Below are 14,866 nucleotides of genomic sequence, written 5' to 3' on the forward strand. Positions count from 1 at the left end.
GTTATCAATCAAGCGGGTTGACTAGTTATTGACATTTTCTGAAAAAAGCGATATCGTATAAAATGTTTATGGCATATACAAAAAGGAGAATTGTATGTTTTCAAGTTTAAAATCAAATCGGGGACGGCTGATCGCTTTCATTACGTTGATCTGCTTAATTCCAATCTTGTTATTATTCATTATTTTTAATTTCGTGAAACACGCTCAAAATTCAACGACGCAGAATCTAAATGTGGCGGTGATCAATCAAGATCAGGCTGCGACGTTTAGAGGCAAAAAAGTCGATGTGGGCCAAGAGGTTCAAGCGCAATTATCGAAGGACCATCAAGTACACTGGCAATTCGTTAGTGCCAAAGAAGCAAAAGCCAATTTAAAAAACGGCCATTACGTGATGGCCGTGACGTTACCAAAAGGTTTTTCAAAAAACGTTACGACGGTGCTTGATAAAAAACCACAAGCTAGCACGATGCAAGTGGCAACCTCGCAAAAAAATAATTATTTGACGGGTGTCATCACCAACCAAGTCACTGAAAAAATGCAAACGCAGATTATTAAAAGTATTCAAATCGCTTACGACCAAGCCTTGCTAAAAGCAATTGGGACTTTAGGCAGTGGTGTGACTGAGGCGAGCCAAGGGGTTGACCAATTGGATACGGCAGCTGACCAACTTAGTTCTGGTAGTCAGCAAATCGCGACTAACTTAGTTAAACTACAAGCGGGGACGCAACAACTAGCAACGAGCGTGACCGCTTTACCAACCGGCGTTCAACAGTTAACGACCGGTAGTGGTCAACTGGCAACGGGTTTACAACAATTAGCGGATCAAACGCAACCGTTGCAAAGCGGTGTCCAACAGTTAGCAACGGGTTCAACACAGTTGAACGCTGGGATTAGCCAATACACGGCGGGGGTTTCGACCCTAGACGGTGGCTTACACCAATTGACCGCCAATAATACGTCGATTATGGCGGGCAGCCAGTCGTTGAACGGCGGGGTCGATCAACTAGCAAGTGGTTCACAACAACTCAGCACCAAGTTAGCGGAAGCATCGGCTAAAATCGATGCGAGCCTTAGCGGTAGTGAACCCCAAATGAACCAATTGAAAGCAGGGCTACAAGCCTTAAATGCAAGCATTCAAACGTTAAATCAAAAAGTGAGTGGTGGTAGTACGAGTTCGACCACGATTGAAAATGATTTATTGAAGATTGCGGACAATACCAAACAAACGGGTGTGCTATTGCAAGATAGTGGTAGTCAGTTAAGTCAAATTAACGATAAAGTTTACAACGCGGCTAAAAGCGACAGTGTAGCCAGCCAAGTCGCGAGTGCGGGCACGCAATTAAAGGCTCTTCAAAAACTAGCCACTAGTAATACTGATTTCTTGGTCTTTTTATTAGGCCATCCAGACGTGATGTCTCAGTTACAAAGCATCTCAACCGCAGCGGGGACTAATTTAACGGCAGCAGGTGCCCAGTTACAATCATCTGGCGCGAATATGCAAACCCTACAAACCAATATCGGGACGATGGGTGCGAAGATGACGGATAACGGCACACAATTAACCGAGGTTTCAACCGAATTAAAAACGACGGCTGATAGTATGGCGCAATTACAACAAGCGATTGCGCAGATGGCCAGCAAAGATCAAGCACCAGCAGCCTTAACGGGTGCGGTTCAAGCGATTGACCAATTAACGGCTGGTTTGGCGGAAGTCAATACTGGTTTGAAACAACAGGGAACAACAACTGACACGATGGGTGGTCTTCAAGCGACTAATGCCATTCATGAAGGGTTGGTTAAATTGCAAACCGGGTTACAAGGGAAAAATGGTTTAGTGACTGGTTTACAAACCTATACAGATGGTGTGGCCACTGCACAAGCTGGTAGCCAACAATTAGCAGCGAATAATCAAACTTTGAATAGTGGTGCGGGTCAACTCAACACAGGCTTGAGCACCTTGAACCAACAAACGCCGCAATTAACGAGTGGTGTCCAACAATTAAATACGGGCGCTAGTCAATTGAATACGGGGCTGAACACGTTAAATCAACAAACACCACCGCTTCTAGCCGGTGTGAACCAAATTAATGACGGGACGGGTCAATTAGCGACTGGCGCGTCCCAACTAGATAGTGGCATGCATCAAGCGGGTGCTGGTATTGCTTTATTGGATGTGAAATTGGCAGATGGTAGTCAACAAGTTAAAAATTTGGCAACCGGTACGCAAAATGTGAACCATTTAATGCAACCCGTTAAGACGCAATTAACGACGAAATCAGCTCTTGAACAACTCATCAATGTTTATGGACCACTGATTTTAACGTTAATTTTCTTCGTCGGGGCCTTATTAACCCAATCAACGTTGTATCGTCAAACGGAGAACTTAACGAGTGGTAAATTACGCAAACGGATTTTAACAGTGACGGGTGTGATTGCGGTTCAAGGGATTTTAATCGCGAGTGTGGCTAAGTTATTAGGCTTAGAAGTGGCTCAACCAATGGCCTTCATCGTATTAAGTTTACTGATTGCCGCAACCTTTACGTTAGCTTGTTTAGCGTTAGACCGCTTATTCGGAACGTTAGGGGTTTTGGTGGGCTTTGCTTTAGTGTTTGTCCAATTGATCATGATCGCCGGACCATTCCAAAGCCAACTCTTGTCAATCACGTACCGATTCGTGGCATTCTTCCTACCGGGGACTTATGCGGTTAACGGATTAGAACAAGTGATTAACGGGACCGGCCAACATTTAGTTGGGAGTCTGTTCGCCCTCATCATTTTCTGTGGTATCTTCTTCATGGGATTATTTGGTCAAGAAGTCAAAAATCATTTGTTGCCAACTGCAAATAGTCAAGCCTAAGCATTTATGTTACAGTTAAGGAAAGTAAATGAAGCGAGGGATTATTGTGGAAGATAGTCAATTACTGGATGAGTATATTGAGCTCTATATGTCATCCATCAAGTATGTCGAAGACTTGGTATCAGAACCAACCAAAGCGTATCACTTATCTTTTGAGCAGTATTTAATCATGAAAGAAATTGCCGAAGATAGTTCGGTTAGTTTAATTGATATTGCTAGAAAAAGACGGGTGACGCGCGGTGCGATTTCACGCCAAATTCGGGTACTCTTGAAGTTGGACTATATTACACAAGAAATTGATCCTAACGATCGCCGGCGTTTAATTCTAAACTTAACACCGAATGGCTTAGCGACAGTCCATGAGATTAATCCGAAGATTCATCAACGCTTTGCCTCATGGGTTGAGACGTTTGGCATCGATAATTCAAAACAAATGTTAGCGTTAATGAATGAATTTCGGCATAAGATTATGGCCAAAGAAGTTAAAGCAGCACAACAAAAGTAAAATTAATTAAAGCAGCATTTAATCCGGCCTATTGCGGATTGAGTGCTGTTTTTTTGTGGGTGCCAAGTTAAACGTGATTTGGCATTTTTGTCAGAACTTAGTATAATGAAACAATTAAATGCTAGGTAGACGGTGAAAGAATATGCAATTAATTGAGAAAGCACCCGCAAAGCTGAATTTAAGCCTAGATGCTCTTTATCAACATCCAGATGGTGAACATGAATGGCAGATGGTGATGACGTCGATTGACCTGGCTGATTATGTTCAGATTACAGCCCAAAAATCCGCGAATATCGTGGTTAAAACGACGAGTGGTTTTATTCCAGAAGATCAACGTAATTTGGCCTATCAAGCGGCTAAATTATTACAGCAACGGTTTAAGATTAAAACCGGTGCGTTAATTGAAATCGAAAAACACATCCCCGTGGCGGCGGGGATGGGCGGTGGGAGTTCCGATGCTGCGGCTGTCTTAAGAGGGTTGAACCGATTATGGCAGCTGGGGTTGTCCAAAGCCGAGTTAGCCAAAATTGGTTTACAAATTGATTCCGACGTGCCTTATTGTGTTTACAGTGAAACGGCCTTGGTGACCGGCAAGGGCGACCAAATTCAACCGCTAGGGCCATTACCAAATTTATGGTTGGTCGTGGTTAAACCGGCGATTAGTGTCTCGACACCTAGAATTCTGCGCGCTTTGAATTGTGATCAGATTGAAACGCGACCGAACACGGCGCAATTAGTCCAAGCGATTGCGGCCCAGGACACTGATCGGTTAGTCGCTGGTATGAATAACGTATTAGCCCCAATCACGAGTGCCCGCTATCCACAAATTGAACATTTAATTGAACGGTTAGAAACTTTTGGCGCCGATATTGCCCAGATGAGCGGCAGTGGTCCGACGGTGTTTGCGGTTTGTCGCCAGCTGTCTAAGGCGCAACGGGTTTACAATAGTATTTCTGGTTTTTGTAAGGAAGTTTATTTGGTCCAACCGCTGAAATAATCAGCTGACTTAAAATGGCTATCATTCCGAATTTTAGGAATGATAGCCATTTTGTGTGGTGCGACGGCCAAATCAAAACGTTCGGCTAATCTGATTGGGAGGTTTCCGACGGTTAAATCCCGTTATAACAAGCATGGAATGGGTTTCGCAGCGAAAGTAATTGTGATAAAAACGAACATTTATTGATTTTTTACAAAAAAGACTAGGATTTTCCGATTAAAATCTATATAATTGGAAAGCGGACAGCTTTTTTCGGAAAAAATTAAATGATATTATAGAGGAGTAAATGATTATGAAAGTTAGAAGAAGTGATCGACTAATTGATATGACCCGTTATTTGTTAGAAAGACCCCATACGTTAATTCCATTAACCTTTTTTTCAAATCGGTATGAATCAGCTAAATCATCAATCAGTGAAGATTTATCAATCGTCAAACGGACTTTTTATAACCGGGGAACCGGGATTTTAGAAACAGTACCAGGCGCTGCTGGTGGTGTGCGTTATATGCCGATGATTAAACAGGATGAAGCCGAAAGTTTTATTAACGAAATGGCGGAACGCTTATCTGAAAATGACCGCTTATTGCCAGGTGGGTATGTTTATCTATCTGATTTACTAGGTCGTCCAGATGTCTTACGTCAAGTCGGTCGTCTGATTGCTAACCAATACGTCGGTAAAGAAGTGACGGCCGTGATGACCGTTGCGACTAAGGGGATTCCTATTGCGCAAAGCGTTGCGATGTATTTGAACGTCCCGTTTGTGATTGTTCGTCGTGATTCAAAAATAACTGAAGGTTCAACTGTCAGTGTCAATTACGTGTCAGGTTCATCAGCGCGGATTGAAAAGATGGAATTATCTAAACGCAGTTTACCCGTTAATTCAAAAGTCTTGATCGTTGATGACTTTATGAAAGGCGGCGGCACCGTCAACGGAATGAAGAGCTTGATTGAAGAATTTGATTCTGAAATGGTCGGGATTTCAGTTTTTGCTGAATCCGTCTTTGATGGTGATCGGATGATTGATGATTACACGTCTATTTTAGAAGTCGATAAAGTCGATATTGAAAATAAGACGTTGAGTGTTAGTGCCGGAAACTATTTAACCAAGAATGTAGACCAATTAGTGTAAATAACGTTAAAAGACTAGAGCAATGCTGATTATGCATTGCTTTTTTCTATGGACAAATTTTAAGAGTTGTCCGTTGCATTTATGACAGCGCTATCATATAGTTAATTATATAATATGCAGGAGGATAGACATGAAGAAAATAATGAATCAACCTAGTGATATCGTGACAGAAATGGTTCAAGGGTTAGTACGAAGTTATCCAGAGTTATTAAAACAAATTCCAGAAACGGAAGCAGTCGTTTACAATCAAGATTTGAATTGTCATCCTCAAGTTGGATTAATCAGCGGCGGTGGGAGTGGCCACGAACCCGCGCACGCCGGTTTTGTAGGCGATGGAATGTTAACGGCGGCAGTCTGCGGTCAGGTCTTCACGTCACCAACGCCCGATCAGATTTATGCAGCGATTAAAGCGGCCGATGCTGGGCGTGGTGTTTTTATGATTATCAAGAACTATTCTGGCGATGTGATGAATTTTGAAATGGCGCAAGAAATGGCCGCCATGGATGATATTGAAGTCCGTTCGATTGTCGTCGATGATGATATTGCGGTTGAAGATAGTACTTATACGCAAGGTAAGCGCGGCGTTGCCGGGACGATCTTAGTTCATAAGATTCTGGGGGCCTATGCGCGCAGTGGTGCGGAACTTGAAGCCATTGAACGCTTGGCGCAACAGATTGTGCCTAATATTAAGACGATTGGGGTTGCCTTGAGTGGTGCGACCGTTCCCGAAGTCGGTAAACCAGGATTTGAATTGGCACCTGATGAAGTCGAATATGGCGTGGGGATTCATGGTGAACCTGGTTATCGTCGTGAGAAATTACAGAGTGCCGAACAATTAGCAACAGAATTAGTCGGTCAACTGAAGAAAGCCCACCATTTAACGGCGGGTGAACATTATGCGGTCATGGTGAACGGTTTAGGCGCGACGCCATTAATGGAACAATACGTCTTTATGAATAATGTTTTAGACCAATTAGCGGCTGAAAACGTGGTGGTTGATTTCACGAAGGTTGGCGATTACATGACGTCGTTAGATATGGCCGGTGTGTCATTAACGTTAATGAAATTAATCGAATCGAATTGGACCGATAAATTAAAAGAACCAGTCACAACAATTGGCTGGTAAAGGAGCGAGTGCGATGTTAACGGTCGAAAATACATTAAAATGGTTAGCACTTTTTAACCAAGCCATTCAAACTAACCAAGCACAACTGAGTGCGTTAGACACGCCGATTGGTGATGGTGATCACGGGCATAATATGGCACGGGGAATGACCGCCGTGACTGAAGTTTTGGCGGATAAGGCCCCAACTGATGTGCCGGCGATTTTGAAATTGACGGCCATGAATTTAATTACCAAAGTCGGCGGAGCTGCCGGTCCCTTGTACGGTACCGCTTTTTTAGAGATGGCCAAAAAGAGTGCTGAAACCCTCGAAATAGCCCCACTACTAAGCGCGGGTCTGGCGGGAGTTGAAAAACGCGGCCATGCAACAGTTGGTGAAAAGACGTTGATTGATGTTTGGCAACCAGTGATTGCACAATTAGAACAAGGCCCTTTAACGGCTGAAGCGGTAACCACTGCGGTTGAAGCAACTGCGGCCTTACGAGCGACTAAGGGCCGGGCGTCATATTTGGGTGAACGGTCAATTGGCCATGTGGATCCCGGCGCAGCTTCAAGTGGTTATTTGTTCACGACAATGTTGGAAGCGGGGATTAATCATGACTGATCAATCAATTGGTGTTTTAATCGTATCGCACGTGCCAGAAATTGCGGCGGGTTTAGAACGGTTAATCCGAGAAGTTGCGGCCGATGTCCCGTTGACAATCGCTGGTGGGACCGATGATAACGGCGTTGGGACGAGTCTGACTAAGATTCAAGCCGCGATTGAGGCCAATCAAGCCGATCAATTATTGGCGTTCTACGATTTAGGGAGCGCCAAACTTAATTTAGAATTAGCGCAAGAATTTAGTGATAAAACGATTCATCTATACGATGTGGCTTTGATTGAAGGCGCGTATACGGCGAGCGCATTGTTGCAGGCCGATGCATCATTAGACATGATTGAACCACAGTTAGCTGATTTAAAGATTAAATAAAAAAACAGCGAAGTGGCGGCGGCCAATTTCGCTGTTTTTTTAATACGGAAAGGATTTTCAACATGAAACACATTGTCAATCAGGTCGATCATTTGATCACTGAAGCGATTGCTGGACAAGCACTTGCGTATCCTCAGCTGATTCAAGTGCCGCAGACCTTTGGTTTTTATCAACCAAGCGAAGCACCACCTAAAATTGCCGTGATTAGTGGCGGTGGAAGTGGCCACGAACCGGCCGATTTAGGGTATGTCGGTACTGGGATGTTGACGGCCGCGGTGATGGGCTCTTTGTGGGCGCCCCCCACTGCTGAAGCAATCGTTGCGACGGTGAAAGCCATTGCTAAAACACGGCAAGTTTTGCTGATTGTTAAAAATTTCTCGGCGGATCGCCAAGCTTTTACAACCGCGCAACAGCAGTTGGTTCAACAAGACTATCAGGTTGAACAGGTCGTGGTGACCGATGATATTTCAGTTAATCCACAAGACTACCAATTACGTGAACGAGGTGTCGCGGGGACGGTCCTTTTACAAAAGATTCTCGGTTACTACGCGCAACAAAACGTTGATTTGGTAAAATTAGTTGAAATTGGTCAGTCGGTTAATCGACAGTTAAAGACTTTAGGCGTTGCCTTAGCCGCACCAACGTTACCTGGGCATCTTGAAGCGCAGTTTGAGCTCCAAGCCGATCAGGTTGACTATGGTATCGGAATTCATGGTGAACCGGGTTATCGAAGAGAACCCGTCCAATCGGCGGAACTATTGGCTAACGAATTATTAAACAAACTATTACATCAATATTCAGTCCGCCCACAACGGGTCGCGGTCTTGATTAACGGTCTGGGGGCCACGCCGTTATTGGAACTCTATGTGATTGCGCAAGATATTGAACAGCTATTGCGTTTACAACAAATTGAAGTCGCTTTTGTGAAAGTCGGCAATCAAATGACGGCCTACAATACGCAAGGGGTGTCAGTTAGTTTGCTAGCTTTAGCGTCTGATGAGTGGTTAACGGCATTGCAAGCACCGACGACCGCAGCAGCTTGGTAGATTACTGAAGATGGCCAGTTCGCAATAATAAGCCGTTTAAAGTGTCGGTTAAGGTCATTTTTAAAGCGGTCGTGACTTGTTCAACAGAACCAGGCTGCCGTTCCTGAAGCCAACCAGTTGTGTAGGTGACCAGAGCACCGGAAAGATAATTTAAAAGGAATTTTTGGTAGTTAGCGGATAACGTGATGCCTTGATTGGTAATCATGTTCTTGATAATTGTGTTGACCAGTTGGCGTACATGTTGGAGGAGATGTGATTCAAATGAATTTTGGCCCTCGATTGATAAGGCATTTTGGTAAAATTGGCGGTTATCATCAAAATATTGGAAAAGTTGTTCCAATATTAACGTCCAATGGGTATAACTGAGATTGTCATCAACGTATTCGCCAACCTCTTGATCATAAATCCACGCGAGTAAGGCGTATTTATCGGGGAAGTATTCATAAAAAGTTTGGCGGCGAATCGCCGCGTGGGTCATAATTGTGGTGACACTAATTTTAGTCAGCGGCATTTCCAGCATCAGACTTTTGAAGGACGCGGCAATTTTTTTCTGAGTAATATAAGACATTGGTCCACCTCATTTATTGATGGCTTCAATATAGCATCGTTAATAGGTTAAAGTAAAATGAAAATTATTGAGGCATTAAAAAGAACGTCATATGACATTTTTCAGTCATGTGACGCTCTTTTTAATGTCTCAAAGCCTAATCAACTCGAGTGAGCACTCATTTTCAAAACGTGTTCCTGAGCCAGCTTTTTCCGTCTAGCTACATATAGCAAATCATGACAAAAATCGTCACAATCCGCTATATTAGGCTATACTCAAAAGCTGACCAGCTCAGTCACACTCTTAATGAATAACCACCTTCGTATTCACTGGGATGTTGGTGTAGAACCATTGGGCGTCCGCTACTGATAGGCGAATGCAGCCGTGTGAATTTGATGTTTTGCCTAATTCTTCAGCTTCACTAGGAATGAAATTACCTGCTTGATCGGTGGGGACGCTGTGGAAGAGGTAGATGCCGTGATCTAAGAAAGAACGCCAATATTTAGCGCCTTCGCCCGAATTGGCATTATAGAAAGACTCGCCGTGTTCAGGTTCAATGTAAAAAGTACCGGCGGGGGTTGGCGATTCTTTAGAGCCGGTTGAAGCGTACATCGTATATAAAATCGTTTTGCCGTTCATTAAATAGACGCGTTGTTTCGTTAATGAAACATCAATCCAAAAATCAGTATATTTCTGCGGATCAGGATAGGCCTTTTTTTCAGAAGCGGATTGCCAGTTGACCTTAAGTGCGGGGGTCTTTTTTTTCTTGGTTGTTAACTTAGTCGGTGCCTTTGTTTTTTGAGTAGTTATTTTGGCCGATTGAGATTTAGCGGGGGTTGTTTGAGATTGTTGAATACCGAAGCCAACGCCAATCAATACCAAAAGGCCAAGTAACCCGATGATTAATAAAATTAAGGTTCGAGTTGGTAATTTACGCATAGCGTTCCTCCGAAATAATTAAAGTCATCTTATTATACTTGAGAAATGGTGGAACTTCAATTTAAGATAGCTTGCCCAAAGTCTTTTTTTAGGCTAAAATAGACCAGTAATGACGAATATTAGGAGCTTAAAATGGTAAATAAAAATGCGATTATTTTAGCAGCGGGTAAAGGCACTCGTATGAAGTCTAAATTATACAAAGTTTTACATGAAGTTTGTGGTAGACCAATGGTGGATCACGTCCTAACACAAGTTGAAAAAACGCAACCCAACCAAATCGTGACGATTGTGGGTCACGGTGCTGAAAAAGTTAAAGATTATTTAGGTGATCGGTCACAATACGCCTTACAAGCCGAACAATTAGGCACGGGACATGCCGTTTTACAAGCGGAACCCTTATTAAAAGATGAAGAGGGATTAACAATCGTGGTCAGTGGTGACACACCATTGTTGACCGCTGAAACCTTCGAAAAATTATTTGCGTATCACCATGATAAAGGGGCTAAGGCGACCGTCTTAACAGCGACAGCACCTGATCCAACCGGTTATGGTCGGATTATTCGCAATGATATCGGGATTGTTGAAAAGATTGTTGAACAAAAAGATACCAACGATAAAGAAGCGGCCGTTACTGAAATTAATACCGGCGTTTATTGTTTTGATAACCAAACCCTTTTCAAAGCACTTCATCAAGTGACGAATCAAAATGCGCAAGGTGAATATTATTTAACGGATGTCGTTGAAATTTTGAAAAACCAAGGCGAAATTGTGGCGGCTTACCGGATGCCTCATTTTGAAGAATCAATGGGGGTAAATGACCGCATCGCGTTATCACAAGCGACTAAAGTCATGCGTCATCGGATTAACACGTTGCATATGCAAAATGGGGTCACTTTAATTGATCCTGAAGCGACTTATATCGAAGTCGGCGTTGAAATTGGTAGCGATACGATTATTGAACCAAACGTTGTCCTAAAGGGCAACACGAAGATCGGTTCAGATTGTTTCGTTGGCGCCGGTTCAACAATTATTGATTCAACGATTGACGATAACGTTCAAATCACGAGCTCAACGATTGAGTCAGCAGTGATGCACACGGGGTCAAACATTGGCCCTAACAGCCACTTGCGGCCCAGTGCTGAAATTGGTGAAGAAGTGCATATCGGTAATTTCTGTGAAATTAAAAATGCTAAAATCGGCAATCGGACGAAAGTCGGTCATTTGAGTTACGTTGGGGATGCGACTTTAGGCACCGATATCAACGTTGGCTGTGGCGTGGTCTTCGTCAATTATGACGGTGTTCAAAAACATCAAGCAACCGTTGGTAATCACGTTTTCATCGGTAGTAACTCAAACGTTGTTGCGCCGGTGGCGTTAGCGGACCATACGTTTGTTGCCGCGGGCTCAACCATTACGGACGATGTTCCCGAAAAAGCGATGGCGATTGCGCGCGCACGCCAAACGAATAAAGCTGATTATTGGCAAAAATTACCAGTTGCAAATGATCAAGACTGGCAATAATTAAAATAAGACCGAATGTTCTGTAAAGAACACGGTCTTATTTTGCGGTTCGTGGTATACTTAAACTATTATCGGGATTAACTGTGATGGTTTCTCTTGCATTTTTAATGAATAACGTTTTCTTTGTGGTCATTCTTATCTTTTTTAGGTTTTAATCTTGATTTTTTTGCAGAAAATGCCTAATATTTAAACAGGTACTTACTTACATTTTTGGAGGCTGACATGTCTGAACAATATTTCGACCCTAAGTTGAAAATCTTTGCTTTGAACTCTAATAAGCCCTTAGCTGAGAAAATCGCAGCTGAAGTTGGGGTTCCTTTAGGGAAATCTTCGGTTAAAAGTTTTAGTGATGGTGAAATTCAGATTAATATTGAAGAAAGTATTCGTGGCGACGAAATTTTCTTAATTCAATCAACATCTGCACCAGTTAATGACAATCTAATGGAAATTCTCATTATGATTGACGCACTACGCCGTGCATCTGCTAAAACGATCAACGTCGTTTTACCCTATTATGGTTACGCACGACAAGATCGTAAAGCACGTTCACGTGAACCAATTACAGCTAAGTTAGTGGCTAACATGTTAACCATGGCTGGCGCTGATCGGATTTTGGCATTAGATTTACACGCTGTTCAAATCCAAGGTTTCTTCGATATTCCAGTCGATCATTTAATGGGTGCACCATTATTGGCCGATTACTTCTTAGATAACGGATTAGCAGAAAATGCCGTTGTTGTCTCACCAGATCATGGTGGCGTCACACGTGCTCGTAAATTGGCTGACTTCTTAAAGACACCAATTGCAATTATCGACAAACGCCGTCCACGGCCCAATGTTTCAGAAGTGATGAACATTATTGGCAATGTGAATGGTAAACGTGCAATCATTATCGATGATATGATTGATACTGCCGGTACGATTACATTGGCTGCTCAAGCACTTAAAGATGCTGGCGCAACAGAAGTTTATGCATGTTGTACGCACCCTGTTTTATCAGGTCCTGCAATTCAACGAATCGAAGACTCTGTTATCAAGCAAATGATTGTGACAGACTCAATCAACCTTCCAGAAGAAAAATTAATCGATAAGATGGTTCAAGTTTCAGTTGGCCCACTAATCGGTGACGCTATCAAACGGATCCATGAAAACAAACCAGTTAGTCCGTTATTCGAAAACCGGTTTAAACGTTAAAATAATAAATAAAGACAAAAAAATGAGGCCTAATCTGAAAAGATTAGGCCTCATTTTTTTAGTGGGCAATAACTTGTGGAATCGGTTCTTGTGCATGTTGTTTTAGGATAAAAATTTTGAGTAACAGCGGAGCGATTAAAGTTGTGACGACGGTTACGATAATCATCGCTGTATAGTGAGATTGATCAATTAGATGTGCATTGATTGAAACCTGAGCAACGACTAACGCCATTTCACCCCGTGACACCATGCCAGCGCCAATAATATTACCCGATTCAGATGAAAAGCCACATAGACGAGCGCCTAGCCAGCCACCCAATTGTTTACCAATTAAGGCAATGATAATTGTGATTAGGATGAATGGTAAGTTCGTACTGAGATGGGCTAACTTAACGTTTAATCCGATACTAACAAAGAAGACCGGAATAAAAGTGCTATAACCAATGGCTTCAATTTTTGCCGATAATTCTGCTTTATATTTAGTTTGTGAAATCGCCAATCCAATGAAGTAGGCCCCTAAAACATCACTCATACCAAGATAAGTTGCTAAACTAGCAAAGGCCAAGCAAAGAACAATGGCAATGCCGCTTAGATTCTCAGTGGCAATAAGATGTTTGGAAAGTGAAAGGATTGGCGGGACTAACCATTTTCCAAAAACAAATGCTAGGACAAAGAAGAGTAATTTAGGCAAAATTAAACCGATTAGATTTAATGAATTAGAATGGGGGCCTGCAAAAACGCTGGAGGCAATTCCTAATAGAATGACACAGATGATATCATCTGCAACAGCTGCGCCAAGAATAACCATCCCTTCTTTAGAATCCAAATAGTTCATTTCTTTTAAAACTTGAATGGAGATGCTGACCGAAGTGGCACTTAGGATTAGACCGATAAATAATGCGGTACTAATTTGGAAATGGAACATTAAAACGCATACGATAAAAGCACCGATAGTTGGGAAGATAACACCCAAGATAGCAACGACTAGAGAAGGTTTCCAATACTTCATCAGTTGGGTTAAATCGCCTTCGATACCAGCAATAAACATGAGCAAAATAACGCCAATTTGTGCAAATAGTGTGACAAAATTATCGGTGTGAATTAAATTTAACAGCGCCGGTCCAAAAATAATCCCGACCAATAACTCGCCAATGACTGTTGGTAAATTAAACTTTGCAAAAATGTGGGAGAATAGCTTAGTTAGTAAGATAATAAGTGTCAGTGTGATTAGGAAGTCCATATTAGACCTCCGATAAGGTGACTAAATAACGGTGAAGCATTTTTAATTCCGAATGACATTCTGTAGGCGTCATTGGATACTCGAGGATAATCGGAACGGTTGAATCAATTTGGCGACACAACAACCGCCAATCAGTTTGACCATCTGCAAGTAGGACTGTGTCTTGATTCGTAATATTTTTAAGATGCAGCACCGTCGTCACTTGATGTAATTGAGTCATGGCTTCTTCAGGGGACTCATTAATCCAATACCAATTACCAGCATCAAAAGTAAAACCGGTTTTTGTATGAAGTTGGTGCAATGTTTGACAGACAGCCATGATATGGCTTAATTGACCATGTTCATTTGGTTCATTTTCAAGATTGAGCGCAACATTGTAAGTTTCGATATAATGATTTAGAACAGTGACCTGTTCAATGGTTGGTTGGTCAATCTCACCTAGACTGATTTTTAAAGCACAGATTCCGAATTTTTGGGCGAGTTTAAAATAATTTTCAAGCTCAGGATTAATTTCTTGATTAATGAATAAACATTCTGGAATTGAAAAGCGAAATTCAATTTGACGCTCAATGGCGAGTTGTTGAAGACTGGCGAGTTCAGTTTCCCGTGTACTATCAGTAAATCGTTCACCCCGAACTTCAAAACCATCAATCTTTTCAGTTAAATGGGACAGTAGCTCATATTGAGAATATCCTTGGTCAAGTTGTTCTTGGAAAATAATGGTATTAATTAATATTTTTGTCATAGTCTCCACCTCATAAAAAAAGCTAAATTGCAGACTCATCCCTTTGTGC

General features: G+C 42.3%; 14 protein-coding genes. 10 read left to right on the forward strand and 4 right to left on the reverse strand.

The features are described from left to right. Positions 1 to 94 precede the first annotated feature (94 nt). From LFUMFP_RS02025 to LFUMFP_RS02060, 8 genes are all read left to right on the forward strand, one after another. Positions 95 to 2,857, forward strand: coding sequence for a YhgE/Pip domain-containing protein (locus tag LFUMFP_RS02025; protein ID WP_106482980.1), 2,763 nt, complete (start codon positions 95 to 97; stop codon positions 2,855 to 2,857). Between the two features lie 28 nt (positions 2,858 to 2,885). Beyond that, on the forward strand, positions 2,886 to 3,362 hold the full coding sequence (locus tag LFUMFP_RS02030) for a MarR family winged helix-turn-helix transcriptional regulator (protein ID WP_081779526.1): 477 nt from the start codon (positions 2,886 to 2,888) through the stop codon (positions 3,360 to 3,362). A 142-nt stretch (positions 3,363 to 3,504) separates the two neighbouring features. Beyond that, entirely contained in the window at positions 3,505 to 4,359 is an 855-nt protein-coding gene (ispE, locus tag LFUMFP_RS02035; RefSeq protein WP_056950335.1) for a 4-(cytidine 5'-diphospho)-2-C-methyl-D-erythritol kinase, read from the forward strand. Between the two features lie 292 nt (positions 4,360 to 4,651). Further along, a complete protein-coding gene (gene purR, locus LFUMFP_RS02040; protein WP_025082959.1) occupies positions 4,652 to 5,488 on the forward strand; it encodes a pur operon repressor in 837 nt (278 codons plus the stop codon). Between the two features lie 130 nt (positions 5,489 to 5,618). Beyond that, entirely contained in the window at positions 5,619 to 6,614 is a 996-nt protein-coding gene (dhaK, locus tag LFUMFP_RS02045; protein ID WP_025082960.1) for a dihydroxyacetone kinase subunit DhaK, read from the forward strand. 13 nt (positions 6,615 to 6,627) lie between these two features. Further along, positions 6,628 to 7,215, forward strand: a complete 588-nt coding sequence (dhaL, locus tag LFUMFP_RS02050) for a dihydroxyacetone kinase subunit DhaL (RefSeq protein WP_106482981.1) — start codon at positions 6,628 to 6,630, stop codon at positions 7,213 to 7,215. Beyond that, a complete protein-coding gene (dhaM, locus tag LFUMFP_RS02055; RefSeq protein ID WP_025082962.1) occupies positions 7,208 to 7,585 on the forward strand; it encodes a dihydroxyacetone kinase phosphoryl donor subunit DhaM in 378 nt (125 codons plus the stop codon). Before dhaL ends, dhaM begins: the two co-directional genes overlap by 8 nt. Positions 7,586 to 7,647: 62 nt before the next feature. Beyond that, positions 7,648 to 8,631: a dihydroxyacetone kinase subunit DhaK gene (locus LFUMFP_RS02060; protein ID WP_025082963.1), complete on the forward strand. Its 984-nt coding sequence runs from the start codon at positions 7,648 to 7,650 to the stop codon at positions 8,629 to 8,631. A 1-nt stretch (position 8,632) separates the two neighbouring features. Here LFUMFP_RS02060 and dhaS read toward each other — a convergent pair whose 3' ends face one another. Further along, a complete protein-coding gene (gene dhaS, locus LFUMFP_RS02065) occupies positions 8,633 to 9,199 on the reverse strand; it encodes a dihydroxyacetone kinase transcriptional activator DhaS (protein ID WP_106482982.1) in 567 nt (188 codons plus the stop codon). A gap of 282 nt (positions 9,200 to 9,481) precedes the next feature. Then, positions 9,482 to 10,117 (reverse strand): L,D-transpeptidase, encoded by a 636-nt coding sequence (locus tag LFUMFP_RS02070; protein ID WP_025082965.1) that lies wholly within the window; start codon positions 10,115 to 10,117, stop codon positions 9,482 to 9,484. Positions 10,118 to 10,249: 132 nt separating this feature from the next. Between LFUMFP_RS02070 and glmU the strand changes: the two genes are divergently transcribed. Beyond that, positions 10,250 to 11,638, forward strand: coding sequence for a bifunctional UDP-N-acetylglucosamine diphosphorylase/glucosamine-1-phosphate N-acetyltransferase GlmU (gene glmU, locus LFUMFP_RS02075; RefSeq protein WP_025082966.1), 1,389 nt, complete (start codon positions 10,250 to 10,252; stop codon positions 11,636 to 11,638). Between the two features lie 222 nt (positions 11,639 to 11,860). Then, complete coding sequence (locus tag LFUMFP_RS02080) at positions 11,861 to 12,832, forward strand: ribose-phosphate diphosphokinase (RefSeq protein WP_025082967.1); 972 nt, start codon at positions 11,861 to 11,863, stop codon at positions 12,830 to 12,832. 58 nt (positions 12,833 to 12,890) lie between these two features. Here LFUMFP_RS02080 and LFUMFP_RS02085 read toward each other — a convergent pair whose 3' ends face one another. Both LFUMFP_RS02085 and LFUMFP_RS02090 read right to left on the reverse strand, forming a co-directional pair. Further along, positions 12,891 to 14,072 (reverse strand): cation:proton antiporter, encoded by a 1,182-nt coding sequence (locus LFUMFP_RS02085; RefSeq protein WP_106482983.1) that lies wholly within the window; start codon positions 14,070 to 14,072, stop codon positions 12,891 to 12,893. 1 nt (position 14,073) lies between these two features. Continuing rightward, positions 14,074 to 14,817, reverse strand: a complete 744-nt coding sequence (locus LFUMFP_RS02090) for a sugar phosphate isomerase/epimerase family protein (RefSeq protein WP_025082969.1) — start codon at positions 14,815 to 14,817, stop codon at positions 14,074 to 14,076. Positions 14,818 to 14,866: the final 49 nt, after the last annotated feature.

Origin of the sequence: Latilactobacillus fuchuensis (assembly GCF_900258455.1) — a bacterium.
In the GTDB taxonomy this organism is placed as follows: Bacteria; Bacillota; Bacilli; order Lactobacillales; family Lactobacillaceae; genus Latilactobacillus; species Latilactobacillus fuchuensis.